This window comes from Pseudomonas sp. GL_135, from assembly GCF_057834665.1.
This window is the reverse complement of record NZ_CM174408.1, coordinates 1,031,566-1,054,536: the sequence shown is the minus strand read 5'-3', so window position 1 is coordinate 1,054,536 and position 22,971 is coordinate 1,031,566. Positions and strand designations below refer to the sequence as shown.

The following is a 22,971-nucleotide window of genomic DNA, read 5'->3' as shown; positions in this document are numbered from 1 at the left end:
ATCTTTCGCATTATGGCGCAACATTTTTTGGCGTTCGCCACCTTTTACACCTCTTCTCGATGCAGGATTCCGTCATGATTCGTATGCCCCTGGCAACCGCAAGTCTGCTGGCTGTCGCTATTGCTCTGGCCGGTTGTGATCAAGGCAAGGACAAGCCCGCCGCTGCGGCGCCTGCCCCTGCACCTGCCGCAGCCGCTGCCCCGGCTCCAGGGCCGACCTCCGCCGCTGCGCCCGCCCAGCCCAACGAAACCGCCACCAGAGCAGTGGTCGCCAACTACGCCAATATCGTATTTGCCGTTTTCAGCGACGCCGAATCCACTGCCAAAAAGCTCAGCACGGCAGTCGACGCTTTCCTCGCCACACCCAATGACCAGACCCTGAAAGCAGCGCGCGCAGCCTGGATAGCAGCGCGCGTGCCGTACATGCAGAGCGAAGTATTCCGCTTCGGCAACACCATCATCGACGACTGGGAAGGTCAGGTGAACGCATGGCCGCTGGATGAAGGCCTGATCGATTATGTCGCCAAGGATTACCAGCACGCACTGGGCAATCCGGGTGCTACCGCCAACATCATCGCCAACAAATCAGTGCAAGTGGGCGAGGACAAAGTCGACGTCAGCGAAATCACCCCTGAAAAACTCGCCAGCCTGAACGAGCTCGGTGGTTCGGAAGCAAACGTGGCCACCGGTTATCACGCCATCGAATTCCTGCTCTGGGGCCAGGACCTGCATGGCACCCATCCGGGCGCCGGCGAGCGTCCGGCCAGCGACTACATCGAAGGCCAGGGCGGCACCGGCGGCCACAACGATCGCCGTCGCGCTTATCTAAAAGCCGCCACCGATCTGTTGGTCAGCGACCTCGAAGAAATGGTCAACAACTGGAAACCGGGCGTCGCCGACAATTATCGGGCCACGCTGGAAGCTGAGTCCGCCGAGAGCGGGCTGCGCAAAATGCTGTTCGGCATGGGCAGCCTGTCGCTCGGTGAACTGGCGGGCGAGCGCATGAAAGTCGCGTTGGAGGCCAACTCCAGCGAAGACGAGCACGATTGCTTCAGCGACAACACCCACAACTCGCACTTCTACAATGGCCTGGGCATCCGCAACGTCTACCTGGGTGGATACACCCGCGTCGACGGCAGCAAAGTGAGCGGCGCGAGCCTGTCCTCGCTGGTCGCCACCGCCGACGCCGCAACCGACCAGACCGTGCGCGCCGACCTTGACGCGACCCAGGCAAAGCTGCAGGTCATCGTCGACCACGCCAACAAGGGCGAGCATTTCGACCAGCTCATCGCGGCGGGCAATACGGCAGGCAACCAGGTCGTGCGCGACGCCATCGCCGCGCTGGTCAAACAGACCGGGGCCATTGAGCAAGCGGCCGGCAAGTTGGGCATCACTGATCTGAACCCGGACAACGCCGACCACGAGTTCTGATCCGCTTCACGTCCGCTTCAAATCGGCAAGGCCGCGCCTTCCCGGCTGAAGTCGGTCCCGTTGCAAACGAATGCCGACCCCGACCACGGGCCGGCATTTTTTTCGTCAATCGACGCTTCAAACACCACCAAAACGGGCCTTATCCGGGGACCGGTCTGTAAGCTTTGTAGGGCATTTCCTGTTCGGTCCTTGTCGGATTGAACACGCCTCCCCCGCCGCCGATCATGCGCACTTCCTTGACCCCACCCTATCCAGGAGGAGACAGAAAGTGCCCAAGAGAAACAATAAAAGGCGCCGCGTCAGCAAGCTCAAAGCCAACGATTACGGTATCCACCTGCTGGTCGGCGTCAAGGGGCCGCGTGCCTGGAAGGTGACGATCTACCGCGACGGCAGAACCTTCAACCGACTGTTTTCCTTCTCCCGCTATGGCGGCCGTGATCCGGCACGAAAAGCCGCCGACGCGTGCCGTGACCAATTGCTGCTGGCTCACCTGCCCAAGCTCAGCCGCGACATCCGCCAGCGCATCATCGCCACCAACACCAGCGGCTATCCGGGGGTGCATTACCGCTGCTATACCGGCATCGCCTATTGGGTGGCGCGGACCACACTGCGCAACGGCAGCAGCGTCACCAAGTCGTTCAGGGTCGAGCACTACGGTTACGAGAGGGCCAAGGAGCTGGCGATCCGCGAGCGCGAGCGGCAGCTCGACGGCATCGGCGATTACCGGTCATTCAAGGTGGTCGAGGGCGAGCGGCGTCTCATGCAACTGCTTGTGGAAAACCCGGCGCTGGAGATCGCCGGCGCATAAGTTTTGCGGGCCCATCACGCGCGGATGATTTGGTAACAACACGTTACGAGAGGGCCTGCAAACGCTAATCCCTCTTATTCATCAAACTCGGGGCTGGTAAGCTTGCTCGCCCCGATTTCCCCCCTTTGCAGGACCTGTATGACTGCGTGGTTCCGTCCTTCGTTTCTCCTGCTGATGGCGCTCGCCATGAGTGGGTGCGATGACGCCCCGCGTTTCACCGCCGCCGAGCCGGGCGAGTCGCGCTCTGGCGGCGCCACCACCGTCAACAAAAGCGATCGCAATGCGTTTTCCCTGCCTTCAGCCAACCTGTCGCCTGTCCGGCGGCTGGACTTCAGCGTCGGCAACAGCTTCTTCCGCAACCCCTGGGTGATTGCGCCGTCGACTACCACTGCCCGCGACGGCCTGGGTCCGTTGTTCAACACCAACGCCTGCCAGAACTGCCACATCAAGGACGGCCGTGGTCACCCGCCCGAGCCCGGCGCCGACAACGCCGTGTCAATGCTGGTGCGCCTGTCGATTCCCGACGATCCGGCGTTCGCCCAGGACATCAAGCGGCTGGGCCTTATCCCCGAGCCTGTTTACGGCAAGCAACTCCAGGACATGGCCATCCCCGGCGTCACGCCCGAGGGCAAGGTTCGGGTCGATTACGATTCCATGACCGTGCATTTTCGCGACGGCACTCCGGTGCATCTGCGCCGCCCTACCCTGCAGATCACCCAACCCGGTTACGGCCCGATGCACCCGCAGACGCGAGCCTCTGCACGCATTGCCCCGCCGATGATTGGTCTGGGCCTTCTGGAAGCCATTCCACAGGCGGCGATTCTGGCCAACGCCAACCCGAACGATGAAAAGGGCACCGGCATCACCGGTAAACCCAACTGGGTCTGGGACGACGAACAGCAGAAATCCGTCCTCGGCCGTTTCGGCTGGAAAGCCTCGCAGCCGAGCATCAAGCAGCAAAATGCCCACGCACTGGCGGGTGACATGGGCCTGACGTCCACTCTGATGCCGGTCGACGACTGCACACCGTCACAGAGCGCATGCCTGGCTGCGCCCAATGGCAATGGTCCGAACGGTGAGCCGGAGGTCAGCGACAACATCCTGCGCTTGATAACCTTCTACACCCGCAACCTCGGCGTTCCGGTGCGTCGCAATGTGGCTGAGCCGCAGGTGCTGGCGGGCAAGAGTCTGTTCTTCAAGGCCGGCTGCCAGCAGTGCCACACGCCACAATTCACCACTTCCGCCGACGCCGCCGAGCCCGAGCTGGCGAATCAGGTCATCCGTCCTTACACCGATCTGTTGCTGCATGACATGGGCGAAGGCCTGGCCGACAATCTGAGCGAATTTCAGGCCAGCGGCCAGCAGTGGCGCACCCCGCCGTTGTGGGGCATCGGCCTGACCCAGACTGTCAGCGGCCACACGCAGTTTCTGCACGACGGGCGCGCCCGTAACCTGATGGAGGCCGTGCTCTGGCATGGCGGCGAAGCGCTCCCCGCGCAGCGTCAGGTGCTGGCCTTCGACGCGGAACAACGCGCGGCCCTGCTGGCGTTCTTGAATTCTCTCTAACGTATTTCTGAAGATAAGGAGTCGGGCATGTTCCGCCCCAAGTTGTTGCTCACCAGCCTCGCCGCACTGGCACTGGGCGCGTGCGCGCCGTCGGACCCGCAAGCCGTGACGTCTGCCGCCATCGCCAGTCAGGTCATCCTTCCGACTTACAGCCGGTGGGTCGATGCCGACCGGCAACTGGCGATCAGCGCGCTGTCCTACTGCCAGGGCAAATCCGACCTGGACACCGCCCGCGCCGACTTCCTCCACGCGCAAAAAGCCTGGGCCGAGCTGCAACCGCTGCTCATCGGGCCGCTGGCCGAAGGCAATCGCGCCTGGCAGATTCAGTTCTGGCCGGACAAGAAAAACCTCGTTGGCCGTCAAGTGGAGCAACTGCTCACCGCACAGCCGCAGATCAGCGCTGACGCCCTGGCCAAATCCAGCGTCGTGGTTCAGGGGCTGTCGGCCTATGAATACATCCTGTTCGACGCCGACATCGACATGGCCAACGCCGAGCAGAAAGCTCGCTACTGCCCGCTGCTGATGGCCATCGGCGAGCGTCAGAAGGCGTTGGCCGAAGACATCCTCAACAGCTGGAACAGCAACGACGGCATGCTCGCTCAGCTGAGCAAGTTTCCCAACCAGCGCTACGCCGATTCCCACGAAGCCATTGCCGAGTTGCTGCGCGTGCAAGTGACCGCGCTGGACTCGTTGAAGAAAAAGCTAGGCACGCCGCTGGGCCGTGGCACCAAGGGCGTGCCGCAGCCGTTTCAGGCGGAAGCGTGGCGCAGCAAGGCGTCGCTCAGCAGCTTGCAGGCAAGTCTGGCCAGTGCGCAGACTGTTTGGGCCGGCGTCGACAACAAGGGTTTGCGCGGGCTGTTGCCCAAGGAGCAGAAGCCTCTGGCCGACAAGATCGACGCTGCCTACGCCGAGAGCAATCGACAGTTGGCCGCGCTGAAACCGCCGCTCGGGGATCTGCTGGCCACCGAAGCAGGCCGCCAGCAGCTCAACGCTTTCTACGACAGCCTCAACGTGGTCCATCGCCTGCACGAAGGCGAGTTGGCGAAGGCGCTGGGCATTCAACTGGGCTTCAACGCCAATGATGGTGACTGATATGTTGCGACGTCAGGCTCTGGGTCTGGGCAGCCTGCTGCTCAGTGCCGTCACCTTTGGCGGCTGGACGCTATTCACCAAAAAAGGCGAGAGCCCGCTGTTGTTGTCCGCGCGGGACGACGGCAACGGCCAGCACTTCGCTGTGGGTTATCGCGTCGATGGCACGCAAGTGTTTGCCACCGCCGTTGCCCAGCGCTGTCACGACATCATCAATCACCCGAACCTGCCGATCGCGCTGTTCGTCGCGCGCCGGCCGGGGACCGAGAGTTACCTGATCGACCTGCGCGACGGTCGTCTGCTGCAAACCATCACCTCGCAACCCCACCGACACTTCTACGGCCACGCGGTCATTCACAAAGAAGGCGAATGGCTGTACGCCACCGAAAACGACACGACAGAACCGGGCCGAGGGCTGTTGGGCGTGTATCGATTCGTTGATGAGCGGCTGCAACGCACCGGGGAAATTTCTACCCACGGCGTAGGCCCTCACCAAGTGTCATGGATGCCGGATGGCGAGACCCTCGCAGTCGCCAACGGCGGCATTCGCACCGAGGCCGAGAGCCGCGTCGAAATGAACCTCGACGCCATGGAACCGAGCTTGGTGCTGATGCAGCGCGACGGCACGCTGCTGAGCAAAGAGTCGTTGTCGCAGCAGATGAACAGCGTGCGCCATATGGCGATCGCCAGCGACGGCACCATCGTGGCGGGGCAGCAGTTCATGGGGCCTTCCCACGAGTCCGCCGAGCTGCTCGCCATCAAGCGGCCAGGGCAGCCATTTCAGGCGTTCCCGGTGGCCGAGCAACAGCTGCAGGCGATGGCGCATTACACCGCCAGCGTTGCCATTCATAACGACCTGCGGCTGGTGGCGCTGACCGCGCCGAGGGGCAACCGCTTCTTAATCTGGGACCTGGACAGCGGCGCGCTGAAGCTCGACGCACCGCTGCCTGATTGCGCCGGGGTGGGCGCCGTGGCGGACGGCTTCGTCGTCACCTCAGGCCAGGGCCGCTGCCGATTCTATGATTGCCGCGAGACAGTGCTGGTTGCTAAACCGCTGGAGCTGCCAGCGGGGTTGTGGGACAACCATTTGCATTTGGTTTGATCGGAGAAATGCAGCGGCCGCGCGGGCCTCTTCCCTGGCAAGCCCGCTCATCGAAATATGACCACGCTGCAGAGGTATCTGCCGACAGGTGAACTGTGGGAGCGAGCTTGCTCGCGAAGACGATGGAACATCCGCTAAATCTTCAGAGCCTGAAATACCGTCTTCGCGAGCAAGCTCACTCCTACAGGGACCTTGCTCGCTGATCCCAAAATCCATCACCGCCACTGGCAACTAAACCCCGACACGACTAACGTGCTCGCCTGATTCGTCGGTTTTCCAAGGAAGTGGAATATGTTGCGTCGCCGCATGTTGATCATGTTGGGTATTGTCCTGATCGTGGTCCTGGCCCTGGGCGGGTACAAAGCGTTTTCGGTCTATCAGCAGATCCAGCAATTCACGGCGCCGAAGCCGCCGATCAACGTCGCGGTGGCGGTTGCCGAGACGCGCGGGTGGCAGAATCGTCTGCCGGCCATCGGCACGCTCAAGGCCTTCCAGGGCGTGGACCTGTCGCTGGAAATCGCGGGCACGGTCAAGGCCGTGCAGTTCGAATCCGGCCAGAAGGTCAAGGTGGGTCAGCCGCTCCTGCAGCTCGACAGCGATGTGGAAAAGGCCCTGCTCGGCACCGCCGAAGCAGACCTCGGTCTGGCACAGGTGGAATACGGCCGCGGCAGCAAACTGGTGGGCGAATCCGCCATCTCCCGCGGCGACTTCGACAAGCTCGCCGCCACGCAGAAGAAAGCCGCTGCCACCGTCGCACAACTGAACGCCTCCCTGGCTAAGAAGCGCATCCTCGCGCCCTTCAGCGGCACCATCGGCATTCGTCAGGTCGACGTCGGCGACTACCTTGCCAGCGGCACAGTGATCGCCACCCTTCAGGACTTGACCAGTCTGTACGCCGACTTCTTCGTGCCGGAGCAGATGCTGCCGAAACTGGCCCTCGGCCAAGAGGTGCAGGTGAGCGTCGCGGCCTACCCCGAACGCGTCTTCACTGCACGCATCAGCGCCATCAACCCCAAGGTCGAAGACACCACCCGCAATGTGCTGATTCGCGCCACCCTGCCCAACCCCGACAGCCAGCTGCTGCCCGGTATGTTCACCAGCCTGCAGGTGCTGCTCGGGCAGGACACGCCGCAATTGGTGCTGCCGGAAAGCACCATCACTTACACGCTGTACGGCAATTCGGTGTACGTCGTCGTGCCGAAAAAGACCGCCGACGGCCAGCCGGAAAACAACAGCAAGGGTGAGCCTCAGCTCATGGTCGAGCGGCGCTTCGTCGAAACCGGCGAGCGTCGCGGCGGCCTGGTGATCATCAGCAAAGGATTGAAAGCCGGCGAACAGGTCGTCACCGGCGGCCAGCTCAAACTGGATAACGGCGCCGCCGTCGCCATCGTGGTCGACCCGGCAACTCCGTCGCACGCCACCCCGGCAGCGCAGAACAGCCAGCCCAAAGCGGACTGATCAAGGAATCGATCATGGCCTTTACAGACCCGTTCATCCGTCGCCCGGTGCTTGCCAGCGTGATCAGCCTGTTGATCGTGCTGCTGGGTTTTCAGGCGTTCAGCAAGCTGACCATCCGCCAGTACCCGCAGATGGAAAACGCGCTGATCACCGTGACCACGGCCTACCCTGGCGCCAACGCCGAAACCATTCAGGGCTATATCACCCAGCCGCTGCAGCAAAGTCTGGCGAGCGCCGAAGGCATCGACTACATGACCTCGGTCAGCCGGCAGAACTTCTCGGTCATTTCCATCTATGCACGCATCGGCTCCAACAGCGACCGCCTCTACACCGAGCTGCTCGCCAAGGCCAACGAGGTCAAGAACAAGCTGCCCCAGGACGCTGAAGACCCGGTCCTGAGCAAGGAGGCCGCCGACGCCTCCGCGCTGATGTACATCAGCTTCTACAGCGCCGAGCTGAGCAACCCCCAGATCACCGATTACCTGTCCCGGGTCATTCAGCCAAAGCTGGCGACGCTGCCAGGCATGGCCGAAGCGGAGATTCTGGGCAATCAGGTGTTCGCCATGCGCCTGTGGCTCGACCCGGTCAAACTCGCCGGTTTCGGCCTGACCGCCAACGACGTCACCGAAGCGGTGCGCAAGTACAACTTCCTGTCCGCGGCGGGTGAGGTGAAGGGCGAGTACGTGGTCACCAGCGTCAACGCCAGCACCGACCTGAAATCCCCTGAGACCTTCGCGGCGATTCCGCTTAAGACCATGGGCGACAGCCGCGTACTGCTGGGTGATGTGGCCCGGGTAGAGATGGGCGCCGAAAACTACGACACGGTCAGCTCGTTCGACGGCACGCCGTCGGTGTACATCGGCATCAAGGGCACGCCCAGCTCGAACCCGCTGGACGTGATCAAGGAAGTGCGGCGCATCCTGCCAGAGCTGGAAGCCCAATTACCGCCGAGCCTCAAAGCGTCCATCGCCTACGACGCCACGCTGTTCATTCAGGCCTCGATCCATGAAGTGGTGAAAACCCTGATCGAAGCGGTGCTCATCGTCATCGTCGTGGTGTTCCTGTTCCTGGGCGCCCTGCGTTCGGTGCTGATCCCGGTAATCACCATCCCGCTGTCGATGATCGGCGTGCTGTTTTTCATGCAACTGATGGGGTATTCGATCAATTTGCTGACGCTGCTGGCGATGGTGCTGGCCATCGGCTTGGTGGTCGACGACGCCATCGTGGTGGTGGAGAACATTCACCGGCACATCGAGGAAGGCAAGACGCCCTTCGATGCAGCCATCGAGGGCGCTCGCGAGATCGCCATGCCCGTGGTATCGATGACCATCACCCTGGCAGCGGTGTATGCACCCATCGGTTTTCTGGAGGGACTGACCGGGGCGCTGTTCAAGGAGTTCGCGCTGACGCTGGCGGGTGCGGTGGTGATTTCCGGGATCGTCGCGCTGACCCTGTCGCCGATGATGTGTGCCGTGCTCCTGCGCCGGGAAGAGAATCCCAGCGGCCTGGCGCACAAGCTTGATCACGCCTTCGAAAGCCTGAAGGTCCGCTACCAGCGCGTCCTTCACGGCACGCTGAATACGCGGCCGGTGGTCATCGTGTTCGCCGTACTGGTGCTCTGTCTGATTCCGGTGTTTCTAAAGCTCAGCCAGTCGCAACTGGCGCCGGACGAGGACCAGGGCATCATCTTCATGATGGCGACGGCGCCGCAGCCGACCAACCTCGACTACATGAACACATACACCGACCAGTTCATCAGCATTTTCAAAGCGTTCCCGGAGTATTACTCCTCGTTCCAGATCAACGGTTTCAATGGCGTGCAGACCGGCGTCGGCGGGTTCTTGCTCAAGCCATGGGACGAGCGCAGCCGCACGCAAATGGAGCTGTTGCCCGAAGTGCAAGCCAAGCTCAACGGTATTACCGGGCTGCAGATCTTCGGCTTCAACCTGCCGTCGTTGCCCGGCACCGGCGAAGGGCTGCCGTTTCAGTTCGTCATCAATACACCGGGTGACTACGCCGCGCTGCTGGAGGTGACGGATCGCATCAAGAAACGCGCCGCCGACTCGGGCAAGTTCGCGTTTCTGGACGTTGACCTGGCGTTCGACAAGCCCGAAGTGGTGGTCGACATCGACCGCGCCAAAGCCGCGCAGATGGGCGTGTCGATGCAGGACCTTGGCGGCAGCCTGGCGACGTTGCTCGGGGAGGCGGAAATCAACCGCTTTACCATCGACGGGCGCAGCTACAAGGTGATCGCGCAGGTTGAACGGGCCTACCGAGACAACCCGGCCTGGCTCTCGAATTACTACGTCAAGAACGCCGACGGCAAGATGCTGCCGTTGTCGACGCTGATTACTGTCAGCGATCGGGCCAGGCCGCGGCAGCTCAATCAGTTCCAGCAGCTCAACTCGGCAATCATCTCCGGTTTCCCGCTGGTGAGTCAGGCTGAAGCGATCGAGTTGGTGAGACAGATCACGATCGAAGAATCACCACCAGGTTTCGCCTACGACTACGCCGGCGCATCTCGCCAGTACGTGCAGGAAGGCAATGCGTTGTGGGTCACGTTCGGACTGGCCCTGGCGATCATTTTTCTGGTGCTCGCGGCACAGTTCGAGAGCTTCCGCGATCCGCTGGTGATTCTGGTCACGGTGCCGCTGTCGATCTGCGGCGCGCTGATTCCGCTGTTCCTCGGCATCTCGTCGCTGAATATCTATACCCAGGTGGGTCTGGTCACGCTGATCGGCTTGATCAGCAAACACGGCATTCTGATCGTCGAATTCGCCAACCAGCTACGCCGCGACAAGGGCCTGACGGCGCGGGAAGCGGTCGAAGAAGCGGCGGCAATTCGCTTGCGGCCCGTACTGATGACCACGGCAGCGATGGTGTTCGGCATGGTGCCGCTGATCCTGGCGACCGGCGCGGGGGCGGTCAGCCGCTTCGACATTGGCCTGGTGATTGCCACAGGGATGTCGGTGGGGACATTGTTCACGCTTTTTGTATTACCGTGCGTGTATACGCTGCTGGCGCGGCGCGATGAGGCGCAGCCAGACCACAACGACCATGCAAGTCCCGACAGGACTGCCGGTACCTGACATAAGAAAATAACCACACGCGCACAAAAAAGGCCCTGATTTTTTCGGGGCCTTTTGGTTAACGCAACAGGAAGGAGTCAGCCTTGCGGTCCACTCCCCTGGGCCAGGCCGAACATCAACAAAAGTAGATCGTGATCAGGTCGGGCCGTGTCAGACATCTTGGCCACTCGTGGCAGCGGGCAATGGCCTTCGCCATGCACTGCACTCAAAATCTTCGGACCGGGCTGATCCCAGGCAGCCAAAGCGATGGAAGTCACCCCCAACGCCCCAACCAAAAACAAACCTCGCGCCATTTCTAACTTCATCGCTGTAAACCTTTGATGGGCCTGCCAAACGCGGTCTCGTAAAAATAGACCAGCTTGCTCCAGTCCGCAGGCTGAAACGACGAATGGCGACGAAGCTGTTTCATGTCGTGCTGAGCGGCGGCATAAGACGTCAGGCGCTGACGGCACTTCTCGAGATCCAGCAGCGCGACCTCAGCCTTGGCGTTGGCGCCCTCGCCTACAACGCGAACAAAGACGTGCTTGATGTAGATGCAGCTGTGCTGCCAGCGACCCTTGTGCATGCGGGCCAGGTTGTTGGCGATTTCCTGAAGCATCTGCTCGTACACCACTTCGCCGTATTGTTCGCGACCGCCTGCACGCAGCCAGTTTTCGAACTCGTCGAAGCCGTCCAGCGAGGCTGTGACCAGCAACGCTCGCCACTCGTTGTTCTCGTCACGCTCGGCACCGCAGAACACCATGCGCGGCACATTGACGTCGAGCTGGCGGAGGCCTTCGAGGGCATCGCGCTCACGCAGAACGGTCGGGCGACCGAAAGGGTGCAACCAGCTGCGGTAGATATGGCCTGTCTGGCGCTTCACATACAGCAGCCGACCGTTTTCCGAGACGACACGCTGCACGCCACTTTCACCGCCACGGCGCACGTTGGGTTCTTCGACCCATTCGCCTCGCGTGTTCCAGAAATAGGCGAAGCGGTCCTTGGCGGGAACGGCTAACTCTGTTGCGAAATCCACGGCCATCCTGTTACCTCTTACGTAATAGATACACACGCCACATGGCGTACATCGGCAGGAAATCCAGGCGCTCCTGAATCCGAAACCCTGCCTGTTCAAATTCGGCTTCCACGGTCGCAACCGGCAGCACGAAGCGGTTCTGGTAATCACGTTGCGGCCTTGATTTTTCAGCGTGTCTGCGCTTCCAGGCCTTGAAATTGCCATCCACCCAGAGCGACACGATCACGCTATCCCGGCTCACCCGGTGAAACTCTTTCAGCAACACGGCGCGGTCTTCAGCCTTGCCGATGTGGTGCATCAGGCGCATGCAGAAGATGCTGTCGACAGCGTTGTCCGGCATCTCGATCGCAAAGGCCGAGGTCTGCAATGGCTGGACGCGTTTGACGATTTCCGCAGGTTGCGACTCGCAGGCGATCTTGACCATCGACGCCGAATTGTCCGCCCCGATAATCACCCGGTTGGCTTTTTCGGCCAGTACCGGCCAGAAACGTCCGGCGCCACAGGGCAGGTCCAGCACCAGGCCCGGTTCGCCCGCCAACGCCAGCGCGCGACGCGCCAGTTGTTTATCCCGGCGATCCGACAAGCGTCTTGCGAGTCCATCGTTATGTTTGCGTAGATACCTTTTAGCGTGTTCGTCGTCGTATTTGCGTGAAAAATCCAGCTCGATCCGCTTGCTCATGGCTGCCTCTCCTTTAATAAGAGGGCCAAACTAAGCAGCGAAGCGTCACGCTCAGGTCAGATGAATGTGAAAAAAGCGTCCGAAAAAGTGAACAAATGTTACGAGATTATTCAAGGACTTAGGGCCAGCATACGGCCATGTCCCGGTTCATTTCAGCACCTTTACACAGGCTGTACATTTGTCGACGGCAACCGCATGGGCTCTTTGCCAGGGCGCAAACCCATGTCTACGCTGAACCTGCAGCCGTTTGGCTCCATGGTGTCCAGGCTGACCGACCACCCTTGGTTTTCGCAGATGCGCTGCACCAACGACAGTCCCAGGCCCAGACCTTCGCCCCGTTGCTCGGTGCCGCGCACGAATGGCTGAAACATCGCCTCACGTTTTTCTTCCGGAATGCCCACGCCGGAATCCTCAACCATGAACCCGCCTTCGCGCAGCGTCAGGCGGATAAAGCCGGTCTCGGTGTAGTGCAGCGCGTTGCGCAGCAGATTGCCCATCACGGCGTAGAGAAAGGTCGCGTTATAAGCCGTTTCGGAAGGCTCACCGGGCAAGTATTCCAGGGTCAGGCCTTTGCGTTCGATCGGTTCGCGCCACAGGCTGATCAGCTGTTGGGCAGCGCCGTGCAGGGTCAGCTGCGGATAAAGCGCCAAGTCATCGCGCTGGGTGCGGGCGAGCATCAGGAAGGTCTGCACCAGATCGCGCATTTCTTCGCACGCCCGCGCCACGCGCTCGACCTGGGCCCGTGCGCGTTGATCTAGCGCCGGGTTTTCCAGCAGCAGCTCACAGGAACTCGCCAGCACCATCAACGGCGTGCGCAGTTCGTGGCTGACATCACTGGTGAACATCCGCTCGCGGGTCAGCGCGTCACGGAGACGGCCCAGCGTGGCGTCAAAAGCCACCGCCAGCTCACCTACTTCGTCGGCGGCGTAGTCGGGGGCCAAGGGCGGCGCGAGGCCGAGCAACTGATCGCGATGACGCACCTGCCGGGCCAGACGGACCACTGGCGCCATCACCCGACGTGCCAGTATCCAGCCAAGGAAAATCGCCAACGCCAATGCCAGCACAAAGCCCACCAGCACCACGGCGAACAGCACGCGCTCACGCTCTTCGAAATCGCTTTGATCCTGGAGCAATACATAGTGGCGACCGTCGACGATCTCAACCATGGCGTGGTACGACAAAGGCCCGCGAAACACTTCGTGAAAGCCCGGCTCCAGATGCCGCAGGTCCTTTGGCAGCTCGAAATCCCCCGGACCGCCGCTGAAGTAAAACAGCTGATCCGGCTCCGGGCGGTGGTTCCAGTCGTTGACGCTGTCCATCAGCAGCAGGCGCGTCAGGTCGCCGCCCAGTCCTGCCGAAATCAGCTTTTCTTCGACCAGGTGCACCGTCGCGACAATGCCCATCGCGAAGCACCCGGCAACCAACGCGCTCATCAGCGCAAAGGCAATGATGATCCGTTGGGCGAGGCTCTGCTTAAACTCCATCACGCCCCTCGGCGAGGCGGTATCCGACACCATGGACGGTCTGCAACAGTGGTTTGGCGAATGGTTTGTCGATGACTTGGCGCAACTGGTGAACATGGCTGCGCAAGCTGTCGCTGTCCGGGCAATCATCGCCCCACAGCGCTTCTTCCAGCACTTCACGACGCAGTACGTGAGGACTCTTCTGCATCAACACTGCGAGCAGTTTGAGCCCAACCGGGTTGAGTTTGAGCAGGCGCCCTTCACGGGTCACTTCCAGCGTGTCGAGGTCGTAGATCAGATCGGCGACCTGCAAGGTACGGCGCCCGCCACCCTGGGCACGCCGCAGCACCGCTTCAATACGCGCCGCCAGTTCCGATAGCGCGAACGGCTTGAGCAGGTAGTCGTCGGCGCCGGAGCGAAACCCCTGGAGCCGGTCGTCAAGCTGGTCGCGTGCCGTGAGCATGATCACCGGGGTGTCGCGACGTGCGTCTTCACGCAGGCGCTTGCACAGGGTGTAGCCGTCGATGCCGGGCAGCATGATATCGAGCACGATCAAGTCGTAATGCTCGGTGGCCGCCAGGTGCAGGCCGGACAGACCGTCTTGCGCGCAGTCAACGGTATAACCTTTCAAACCGAGGTAATCGGCGAGGTTTGCCAGGATGTCGCGGTTGTCTTCAACCAGCAGAATTCTCATGGCGCGTGTCTCCCTATGCGGTGTGGCGAGACCCGGGACACGGCGTGGGATGCCGCTCAACAAGGTCTGAGTTGGCGGCAGCTTACGGCGATGCGCGCTCGAGGGCCAGCACCGCCGTGCATAACGTTTTTTTCACTCGCGGTTCACGGCGCCGCGACAGCATTCTGCTCAGACTTCGCACCGCTCTGGCTCAATACGCCCCCGCTCTCCCCTCGCCCACTACACGGGATTCGCCATGTCACACGCACTTGAACGGCCTGCCTCACGTCCGATCAATTTCTGGGTTTACCTGGGCATCCCGGCAGTGACCGCGATCGTTCTGGTATTGCTGGAATTAACCTCGCTGGACATGGACATCGCCAAACTGGCCTACGACCCGGTAGCGGGCGAGTTCATCGGGCGGCACAGCTTCTTTCTTGAGGACGTGCTGCATGACCGCGCCAAACAGGCCGTTATCGCCATAGGCGTGTTGTCCTTCGTCAGCTTCATCGCCTCGTTCTTCGTCAGTGTGCTGAAGCCGTGGAAACGTGAACTGGGCTGCATGGTGCTGTCGATGGCGTTATCCACCAGCTTCGTCACGCCGGTGAAAGTCGTGACATCGGTGCAATGCCCGTGGAGCCTGAAAGAGTTCGGCGGCCAGGAAACCTACAGCGAACTCCTCAGCCCCCGCCCCCCCACCGACAAACCCGGCCGCTGCTGGCCCGGCGGTCATGCCGCTACCGGCTTCACACTCTTCGCCCTGTTCTTCGTCTTCCGCGACCGCAAACCCCGCCTGGCCAAAGCCGGCCTGATCTTCGCGGCGGGACTGGGCACCGTCTTCTCCATCGGCCGAATGCTTCAAGGGGCGCACTTCTTCTCCCACAACATCTGGACAGCGGTGTTCTGCTGGCTGCTTTGTTTGGGGGCGTACTACGTCGTGCTGTACCGACCGGCGAAGAAGGATGTGGCGGTGAGAGGGGAAGTGGTTTCGGGGTAATCGCTTCCAAAGTGACGCAGAGCGTCACGGCCTGCATGCCCACGCAGAGCGTCGGAACGATCGAGCGTTAGACTGCAAAATTGATGGTGTCCAAGCTGGCCTCTTCCCGGCTAAAGCCGGTCCTACAAGGAGACCGCGTGCATCCCGTGGGATTGCCTCTGCCTGTAGGACCGGCTTTAGCCGGGAAGCCTTTGATCTGCATCTGTCTTTGATCTGCTCTTGATCCGCTTTTGATTTTCATACACAAAAGGTCCAAACACCGCCATACGCGACTTGGGTGCAGGCTGAACGCAGGTCTCGCGCAGTGGGCCGAGCCGCAGGGATGCGGCGAGAGCGCCGTCAGGGCATAGATGCCCGTTCGGCGCGGGCCCACGGAGCGAGACCGGAGTGAAGGAACCCGACGAAGTCGGGCCCAACCAGGAGCAAGCACCCTTGGCTGCTCTTTAAAACCAAGAGGGGGGTGCTTTTCCAAGTAACTCGCCGGAGGCGAAATGTCTGCCCCTAGGCAGACGCTCTTGATCCTGAGGCTTGTCAAAGGTCACTCGCGGAGGGAGTCATTTAGCGCCGCCCATAAAAAAACCCCGCCTAAGCGGGGTTTTTTCTACATCGGGGTACGGCTGGCTTACATCATGCCGCCCATACCACCCATGCCGCCCATGTCTGGCATACCGCCACCCGCAGCCTTCTCGTCAGCCACATCAGCAATCATCGCCTCAGTGGTGATCATCAGACTGGCGATCGACGAAGCAGCCTGCAGAGCAGAGCGAGTCACCTTGGCCGGATCGAGAATACCCATCTCGATCATGTCGCCGTACTCGCCGCTCGCAGCGTTGTAACCGTAGTTACCGGTACCCTGCTTGACCTTGTCGACCACAACGCTAGGCTCGTCGCCCGAGTTAGCCACGATCTGACGCAGAGGTGCTTCAACAGCACGGCGCAGCAGCGCGATACCGACGTTCTGATCAGCATTGTCGCCACGCAGTTCGGAAATCGCCTGCAGCGAACGAACCAGCGCAACACCACCGCCAGGCACCACGCCTTCTTCAACGGCTGCACGGGTTGCGTGCAGGGCGTCTTCAACGCGGGCTTTCTTCTCTTTCATTTCAACTTCGGAACCAGCACCGACCTTGATCACTGCAACGCCGCCCGACAGCTTGGCCAGACGCTCTTGCAGCTTCTCTTTGTCGTAGTCCGAAGACGTGTCGCCGATCTGCTGACGGATCTGCGCGATACGACCGTCGATGTCGCCACGAACGCCGGCACCGTCGATGATTGTGGTGTTTTCTTTGTTCAGCACAACGCGCTTGGCGTTACCCAGGTGTTCCAGGGTAGCGGTTTCCAGGCTCAGGCCGATCTCTTCCGAGATAACGGTACCGCCCGTCAGAACAGCGATGTCCTGCAGCATGGCCTTGCGACGGTCGCCGAAGCCAGGGGCTTTGACCGCTGCAACTTTAACGATGCCGCGCATGTTGTTCACGACCAGAGTCGCCAGCGCTTCGCCTTCAACGTCTTCAGCGACGATCAGCAGAGGACGGCCAGCTTTCGCAACGGCTTCCAGAACAGGCAGCATTTCGCGGATGTTGGAGATCTTCTTGTCAACCAGCAGCAACAGCGGGCTGTCCAGCTCGGCAACCATGGTGTCCGGCTTGTTGATGAAGTACGGGGACAGGTAACCACGGTCAAACTGCATGCCTTCAACAACAGACAGCTCGTTTTCCAGACCCGAACCTTCTTCAACGGTGATAACGCCGTCTTTGGTTACACGGTCCATTGCTTCAGCAATGATGTCGCCGATCGAGTTGTCGGAGTTCGCCGAGATGGTACCAACCTGGGCAATGGCCTTGGAGTCGGTGCAAGGCTTGGACAGCTTCTTCAGCTCAGCAACAATGGCGATGGTCGCCTTGTCGATGCCGCGCTTCAGGTCCATCGGGTTCATGCCGGCAGCGACGGCTTTCAGGCCTTCGTTGACGATGGCTTGAGCCAGAACGGTAGCCGTGGTGGTGCCGTCGCCAGCGTCATCGTTTGCACGGGAAGCAACGTCTTTGACCAGCTGCGCGCCCATGTTTTCGAAACGGTCTTTCAGCTCGATTTCTTTGGCTACGGACACACCGTCTTTGGTGATCAGCGGAGCGCCGAAGCTTTTTTCGATGATGACGTTACGGCCTTTTGGGCCCAGGGTTGCTTTTACTGCGTCGGCCAGGACGTTGACACCAGCCAGCATTTTTTTACGGCCAGCATCGCCGAACTTAACTTCTTTAGCAGCCATGATCGTTATTCCTTAAATACTTTGTAGTAACGGGAAATGGGGTATCAACTCAGCCTTCGACGACCGCGAGGATTTCGTTCTCGCTCATCACCAGCAGGTCTTCGCCGTCTACTTTCACAGTGTTGCTGCCGGAGTAAGGGCCAAACACCACTTTGTCACCCACTTTCACGGCCAGCGCGCGTACTTCGCCGTTGTCCAGGATGCGACCGTTACCGACAGCGAGGATTTCGCCACGGTTAGGTTTTTCAGCAGCCGAACCAGGCAGCACGATACCGCCAGCAGTTTTTGTTTCTTCTTCGCTGCGACGGATTACGACGCGGTCATGCAGAGGACGAAGCTTCATTGTCGATCTCCTAATTATGGTTTTTAAACGCCCGGTGCGGACACCGGCGGGTTAAAACATCCGGGCTTGCCGGTTACGGTTCGCGAGCGAACCGCAGAATACGGTCTGACGAAACGCGCCAGAAACCTTGCGGTGACCCATACATAAGGGCGAGCAAGCCGAATTCAAGGCTGACCGTAGAAATTTTTTGCATGAATGGCGGTCGCGAAAACGAACACGGCACCTGCAGGTGCCGTGTCGTGTTGGCGCTGAATTACTTTTTATCCAGCGGCTCGTATTCGCCTTCGATCACCTCACCCTCGATGACTTCAGGGCGACGTGCTTCAGGACGGGCAGCCCCGGGGTGCATGGGACCCGCCGAATTTGCCGCGTGCATATTTTCGGCAAACGCACGCTGGCGCGCGGCCTGGGCCTCGGCACGGTTGCGCACCTTGCCGACGATCAGGCGACGGGTAAAAGGCATCAGGAAAAGCATGCCCAGCACGTCACTGATGAAGCCAGGCAGCACGAGCAAGCCACCGCCGATGGTCATCATCAAACCGTCGAGCATCTGCTGAGCGGGCAGTTCGCCACGGGCCAGACTCTGCCGGGCGCTCAACGCGGTGGCCACACCGGCGATCCGCACCACGAAAACACCGAGCATCGACCCGGCAACGACCAGCAGGAAGGTCGGCAGAAAGCCGATCGACATCCCGACTTTCACCAGCACGAACAATTCGAGCACCGGAAAAAGCAATAGAAGCAGAAGAAAAACGCGCATCAAAGTGAGTTCCTAGACGGAAGAAGGCTTCCAGTAGACCTTACGTGACGTCGCAAAGTCGTTAATTCAAGCCTCGGCCTGTTCAAGTGTGGGCCATTTTTCAGCGTGAGCCAGCTGAGTCAAGGCTTGGCGGACTTGTGTCGGCGTATTACAGGGCTCTGCGAAGGCCAGCCAGTACAGACCGTGGCCCACCCGCAGGTGCATGCCCTCGCTGTCGATGCCCACCAGCGTAGCGAGTTCAGTCTTCGGTAAACCGGCCAGTTCGACGTAGTGAGTGATGGCTTTCGCGTGGTCGGCATTCATGTGCTCGACCATGCTGATCTCGGCAGCGCCAGCGAAGGGATTGGCCAGCGCTGCGTCGTCCAGCCAGTGGATCGCGCCGAACCCGCCGATGAAGCGATAGCGCACCGGCTTCAGCACCCAGAAATCGAAATCGTGGGCGCTGTGGTAACTCTCGGATTCCGGGAAATAACGATAGTAACGCTGAGCGGCGGCTTCAACCTGGGCGTGGTCGATGATTTTTTCAGCCTCGGCCATCAGCGTGACGCGCCCCACCGCTTGCACATCCTCAGCACCGCGCTCGCCCACCAATAAAGAGCACTTGGCGTCGAGTTGCAGGTTGTGGGTGTGCTGTGCGATGCGGCTGATAAGGATCAGCGGACGGCCTTGATCGTCCAGACAGTAGGGCACCACCGAGCCAAACGGGTAACCGGGCATCGACTTGGAATGGGTCGACAACACGCCACGGTATTCCTTGAGCAGCAAGGTACGGGCTTGCCGGTTGGCGCTGGCGCTCATATGGGGCTCCTGAAGAGTAAAACGAAGGCATTGAGGGACGCGAAGCAGCTGACGGCGACGCATGCCACACGATAAGCGTTATCGGTGGAAGGTGCCAGATTGAGCGGGAGTGACGATTTTACGGAGGGTTCGCGTAAAAGAATACGCGTGGAAGATGAAACCGGCCGGCGCGCGAATCGGGATGCCGTTTATGCGCGCGCAGCCGTTATAGAGAAGACGTTACCAGGCCACACCGAAACCGGCGGTATAGCGGGTCTTGTCCAGATCGCCATTGTCGGAACCGCTGATGATGTCCTTCTCGGCTTTGAGATTGAGCGACGCCCATTCGGTGACTTTGTAGCGCAGGCCCACTTCCGTCTCGAGGCTATAGTCAGCTACGCCGCTGATAGGCTTGCCGACTTCACCGTTGGTGAAGAACTCGACCTTCTTGCCGATCAGGTAACGGTTGTAGTCCCAGGTGCCGGACACGGAGTAGAAGTTGTCCTTCTCGCCGTTGGAGTATTCGAAATCGGTGCGGTTAAGCAGCGCGCCGACTTTGAATGCGCCCAGTTCGTCGTCCCAGAACTGGTAGCCCGGACCGGTACCGACCGTGCGCTGACGGGCCAGGTCTTCAATGGTGTCACGCTTGTAGGTAATGCGACCGTCCCAGAACCATTTGTCCGTAAAGAACCTGTCGACCGAGTACTCGGCGTCCCAGTTGTTGGTGGTGGTCAGGCTGTCCTGCGACTCGCGGTTGTACTCGCCCTTGGCGTTGTGGCGCCACTGGCCGTGGGTCGCGGAGGTTTTGAAGGCGATGTTGTAATCGTCGGTGTCGTTCTCGGCGCGCTGGAAGTCGAGCGCGGCATCGATATTGCCCTTCCACACCAGATCGGTGACCACCGGCTTGGGCTTCATGATCTGCTGAATGCTTGCCAGCTCAACCGTCTTCGGCGCATCGCCGTTGGCCAGGGTAACCTTGCCGTCTTCGGCCGGCTGTAGCGATTTGGAGATCTCGCCTGTAGTGGCGTCCTGCTTTACCAGAAGGTGCTGGTCACTTTCCAGCGTCTTGATTTCCTTCCAGTCCAGCGGGATGTCGCCTGCATATTTGGTATTGAGCAGCAGCTTGCCGCCGTCGAAGACCTTGATAGTCCCCGTCAGCTTGTCACCGTTCTTCAACCAGACGGTGTCAGCGAGCAATGGAGTAGAGGCACTGGCAAACGCAACGCACAACAGGGTTCTGGACAACATAAGCAACGACAAGGCTCTGGTTCGCGGGAAATCGGGCATTATCCGGATGGATAACGTGGTGGCAATCGGCAGACCGCCGACACAGGTAACACTGACAGTAGGAAATTTCCCAAGTTCCTTATCGAAAATTCCCGTTCATCCCTTTTACAGGAACGAATGCGTGATCGAACAATCTCCCGCGCACGGCGACCCGAACGGTCTCTCTCCCGCAGAGGCACGGCGCACGGCGTTATACCTTACGTTGCATCAAGTACCGGAAGGCAAAGTGGTCAGTTATGGCCAACTGGCCGAGCTGGCCGGTTTGGGACGAGCGGCACGCTTCGTTGGCAGAGCGCTGAGTCAATTGCCGGACGGCAGCAGTTTGCCCTGGCATCGCGTAATCGGCGCTGGCGGGCGCATCAGCCTGGCCCCCGGAACCGTGTCGGGCGAGGAGCAACGCGCACGGTTGCGGGCCGAGGGCGTGACCATCCGTAACAATCGTGTGGATATGCAGCGTCATGGCTGGCGCCCGACAGAGCACAACGGTTAGAGTGCGCGCTTTGTTTACGTAACCTGAGGCAGATTCCAGCCCATGCCCCGCAAAACCTGGCGCGCCGCGCTCGCCGCATATGCCAGCCCCTCTACGTTTGTGCTCCTGTTGCTCGGCTTTGCCGCGGGCATGCCCTACATGTTGGTGTTTTCCACGCTGTCGGTCTGGCTGCGTGAAGCCGGCGTCGCGCGTGAAACCATTGGCTACGCCAGTCTGATCGGTCTGGCCTATGCCTTTAAGTGGGTCTGGTCGCCGCTGCTCGATCAATGGAGCCTGCCTTTGTTGGGCCGGCTCGGCCGACGGCGCTCGTGGCTGGTGCTCTCGCAATCGCTGGTGACCCTGGGCCTGATCGGCATGGGCTTCTGTGATCCGCAGCAGCACCTGTCGTGGCTGATCGCGATTGCCGTGCTGGTCGCGTTCTCCTCGGCGACCCAAGACATCGCCATCGACGCCTACCGCCTGGAAATCGCCAGCGACAGCCAGCAAGCGACCCTTGCCGCCAGCTACATGGCGGGTTACCGCGTCGCCGCCCTCCTCGCCACTGCCGGCGCGCTGTACTTCGCCGAAGGCTTCGGTTCGACCGGCTTTGCCTACAAACACTCGGCCTGGGCCGGCACCTATGTGCTGTTCGGCTTGCTCATGGTGCCCGCGCTGATCACCAGCCTGATCATGCGTGAACCGTCCGTGCCGATCCGCACGCAGCTGTCGGCCGTGCGTTATGGCTTCGCTCATCAGCTGGCCTCGGTGTTCGTGCTGATCATTCTGCTGGTCTCGGTGCCAGCGATGTTCACCCAGCTGTACAACACCGACTTCGCCAGCGTGCTGTTTCAGGGCACCACCTGGAAAGACCTGCTGATGGAAGACCGCGCCTTTTTGCGTGCGATCCTTTACACGCTGCTGACCGTGGCCTGCCTGTCGTCCATGGGCCGCCGCGGCCTGGCGCCGGTGCTGACGCCGATCAACGATTTCATTCTGCGTTATCGCTGGCAGGCCTTTCTGCTGCTGGGGCTGATCGCCACGTATCGCATGTCCGACACGGTCATGGGCGTAATGGCGAACGTGTTTTACATCGACCAGGGCTTCACCAAGGATCAGATTGCCAGCGTCAGCAAGATCTTCGGTCTGGTCATGACCCTGGCCGGCGCGGCGTTTGGCGGACTGGCCATCGTGCGTTTCGGCATTCTGCCGATCCTGTTCATCGGCGGTATCACGTCGGCAGCCACCAACCTGCTGTTCCTGATGCTGGCCGACATGGGCCCGAACCTGAAGATGCTGATCGTCACGATCTCGCTGGACAACTTCAGCTCGGGGCTCGCGACATCGGCGTTCGTGGCCTACCTGTCGAGCCTGACCAACCTCAAGTTTTCGGCCACCCAATACGCGCTGCTCAGCTCGATCATGCTGCTGTTGCCGCGTCTGATCGGCGGCTATTCCGGGGTCATGGTGGAGAAGCTGGGGTACCACAACTTCTTCCTGGCGACCGCGCTGATGGGCGTGCCGACCTTGTTCATGATCGCCCTGCACTGGGCGCAGGAAGCACGCCGAGAAGCGCGGGAAGAAGCGGCAGAAGCCGAAGAGCCGGCCAAGCCTGCAGATTCGGTGCTCTAGGCAGCGCTTATCGTCCGGACCATGTGCGATCGCGCAGGATACTCCGTAAATGTGGGAGTGAGCTTGCTCAC

The 22,971-nt window shown here is 60.7% G+C and carries 20 protein-coding genes; 10 read left to right on the top strand and 10 right to left on the bottom strand.

What is annotated here, in order from left to right; all coding sequences use genetic code 11:
* Positions 1 to 74: 74 nt before the first annotated feature.
* The 7 genes from AC3ISG_RS04800 to AC3ISG_RS04770 all read left to right on the top strand — a co-directional run bounded on the left by AC3ISG_RS04800 (position 75) and on the right by AC3ISG_RS04770 (position 10,542).
* Entirely contained in the window at positions 75 to 1,430 is a 1,356-nt protein-coding gene (locus tag AC3ISG_RS04800; RefSeq protein ID WP_489298619.1) for an imelysin family protein, read from the top strand.
* Positions 1,431 to 1,698: 268 nt separating this feature from the next.
* Positions 1,699 to 2,238, top strand: a complete 540-nt coding sequence (locus AC3ISG_RS04795; RefSeq protein ID WP_163021986.1) for an AP2/ERF family transcription factor — start codon at positions 1,699 to 1,701, stop codon at positions 2,236 to 2,238.
* A 138-nt stretch (positions 2,239 to 2,376) separates the two neighbouring features.
* A complete protein-coding gene (locus AC3ISG_RS04790; protein ID WP_489298618.1) occupies positions 2,377 to 3,804 on the top strand; it encodes a di-heme oxidoreductase family protein in 1,428 nt (475 codons plus the stop codon).
* 27 nt (positions 3,805 to 3,831) lie between these two features.
* Entirely contained in the window at positions 3,832 to 4,896 is a 1,065-nt protein-coding gene (locus tag AC3ISG_RS04785; RefSeq protein ID WP_489298617.1) for an imelysin family protein, read from the top strand.
* Position 4,897: 1 nt separating this feature from the next.
* Entirely contained in the window at positions 4,898 to 5,995 is a 1,098-nt protein-coding gene (locus tag AC3ISG_RS04780; protein WP_489298616.1) for a DUF1513 domain-containing protein, read from the top strand.
* 291 nt (positions 5,996 to 6,286) lie between these two features.
* Entirely contained in the window at positions 6,287 to 7,453 is a 1,167-nt protein-coding gene (locus tag AC3ISG_RS04775) for an efflux RND transporter periplasmic adaptor subunit (protein WP_122622463.1), read from the top strand.
* Between the two features lie 14 nt (positions 7,454 to 7,467).
* A complete protein-coding gene (locus AC3ISG_RS04770) occupies positions 7,468 to 10,542 on the top strand; it encodes a multidrug efflux RND transporter permease subunit (RefSeq protein ID WP_489298615.1) in 3,075 nt (1,024 codons plus the stop codon).
* 77 nt (positions 10,543 to 10,619) lie between these two features.
* Here the strand turns inward: AC3ISG_RS04770 and AC3ISG_RS04765 are convergent, their stop codons facing one another.
* The 5 genes from AC3ISG_RS04765 to colR all read right to left on the bottom strand — a co-directional run bounded on the left by AC3ISG_RS04765 (position 10,620) and on the right by colR (position 14,393).
* Positions 10,620 to 10,847: a hypothetical protein gene (locus AC3ISG_RS04765; protein WP_108120736.1), complete on the bottom strand. Its 228-nt coding sequence runs from the start codon at positions 10,845 to 10,847 to the stop codon at positions 10,620 to 10,622.
* Entirely contained in the window at positions 10,844 to 11,563 is a 720-nt protein-coding gene (locus AC3ISG_RS04760) for a lipopolysaccharide kinase InaA family protein (RefSeq protein WP_122622465.1), read from the bottom strand. The genes AC3ISG_RS04765 and AC3ISG_RS04760 overlap by 4 nt, the downstream gene beginning before the upstream one ends.
* A gap of 4 nt (positions 11,564 to 11,567) precedes the next feature.
* A complete protein-coding gene (locus tag AC3ISG_RS04755; protein ID WP_172609556.1) occupies positions 11,568 to 12,236 on the bottom strand; it encodes a class I SAM-dependent methyltransferase in 669 nt (222 codons plus the stop codon).
* Positions 12,237 to 12,397: 161 nt separating this feature from the next.
* Positions 12,398 to 13,720: a sensor histidine kinase gene (locus tag AC3ISG_RS04750; RefSeq protein ID WP_122622467.1), complete on the bottom strand. Its 1,323-nt coding sequence runs from the start codon at positions 13,718 to 13,720 to the stop codon at positions 12,398 to 12,400.
* A complete protein-coding gene (colR, locus tag AC3ISG_RS04745; protein ID WP_037014624.1) occupies positions 13,710 to 14,393 on the bottom strand; it encodes a two-component system response regulator ColR in 684 nt (227 codons plus the stop codon). Before colR ends, AC3ISG_RS04750 begins: the two co-directional genes overlap by 11 nt.
* Before the next feature lie 235 nt (positions 14,394 to 14,628).
* Here colR and AC3ISG_RS04740 point away from each other — a divergent pair, with 235 nt between their 5' ends.
* Positions 14,629 to 15,369, top strand: coding sequence for a phosphatase PAP2 family protein (locus tag AC3ISG_RS04740; RefSeq protein WP_489298614.1), 741 nt, complete (start codon positions 14,629 to 14,631; stop codon positions 15,367 to 15,369).
* Between the two features lie 622 nt (positions 15,370 to 15,991).
* On the opposite strand, the gene groL is transcribed toward AC3ISG_RS04740, so the two are convergent.
* The 5 genes from groL to AC3ISG_RS04715 all read right to left on the bottom strand — a co-directional run bounded on the left by groL (position 15,992) and on the right by AC3ISG_RS04715 (position 20,763).
* Complete coding sequence (gene groL, locus AC3ISG_RS04735; protein ID WP_122535952.1) at positions 15,992 to 17,635, bottom strand: chaperonin GroEL; 1,644 nt, start codon at positions 17,633 to 17,635, stop codon at positions 15,992 to 15,994.
* 49 nt (positions 17,636 to 17,684) lie between these two features.
* Positions 17,685 to 17,978: a co-chaperone GroES gene (locus AC3ISG_RS04730; protein WP_037014630.1), complete on the bottom strand. Its 294-nt coding sequence runs from the start codon at positions 17,976 to 17,978 to the stop codon at positions 17,685 to 17,687.
* Positions 17,979 to 18,231: 253 nt separating this feature from the next.
* Positions 18,232 to 18,738 carry an FxsA family protein gene (locus AC3ISG_RS04725; protein WP_489298613.1) on the bottom strand — a complete coding sequence of 169 codons (507 nt, stop codon included), beginning with the start codon at positions 18,736 to 18,738 and terminating at the stop codon, positions 18,232 to 18,234.
* A 66-nt stretch (positions 18,739 to 18,804) separates the two neighbouring features.
* Positions 18,805 to 19,536, bottom strand: a complete 732-nt coding sequence (locus tag AC3ISG_RS04720) for a HugZ family pyridoxamine 5'-phosphate oxidase (RefSeq protein ID WP_122535950.1) — start codon at positions 19,534 to 19,536, stop codon at positions 18,805 to 18,807.
* A gap of 219 nt (positions 19,537 to 19,755) precedes the next feature.
* A complete protein-coding gene (locus AC3ISG_RS04715) occupies positions 19,756 to 20,763 on the bottom strand; it encodes a DUF481 domain-containing protein (RefSeq protein ID WP_122535949.1) in 1,008 nt (335 codons plus the stop codon).
* Between the two features lie 160 nt (positions 20,764 to 20,923).
* Here AC3ISG_RS04715 and AC3ISG_RS04710 point away from each other — a divergent pair, with 160 nt between their 5' ends.
* Positions 20,924 to 21,292, top strand: coding sequence for an MGMT family protein (locus AC3ISG_RS04710; RefSeq protein WP_240356873.1), 369 nt, complete (start codon positions 20,924 to 20,926; stop codon positions 21,290 to 21,292).
* A gap of 42 nt (positions 21,293 to 21,334) precedes the next feature.
* Positions 21,335 to 22,900, top strand: a complete 1,566-nt coding sequence (locus AC3ISG_RS04705) for an AmpG family muropeptide MFS transporter (RefSeq protein ID WP_122622472.1) — start codon at positions 21,335 to 21,337, stop codon at positions 22,898 to 22,900.
* Positions 22,901 to 22,971: the final 71 nt, after the last annotated feature.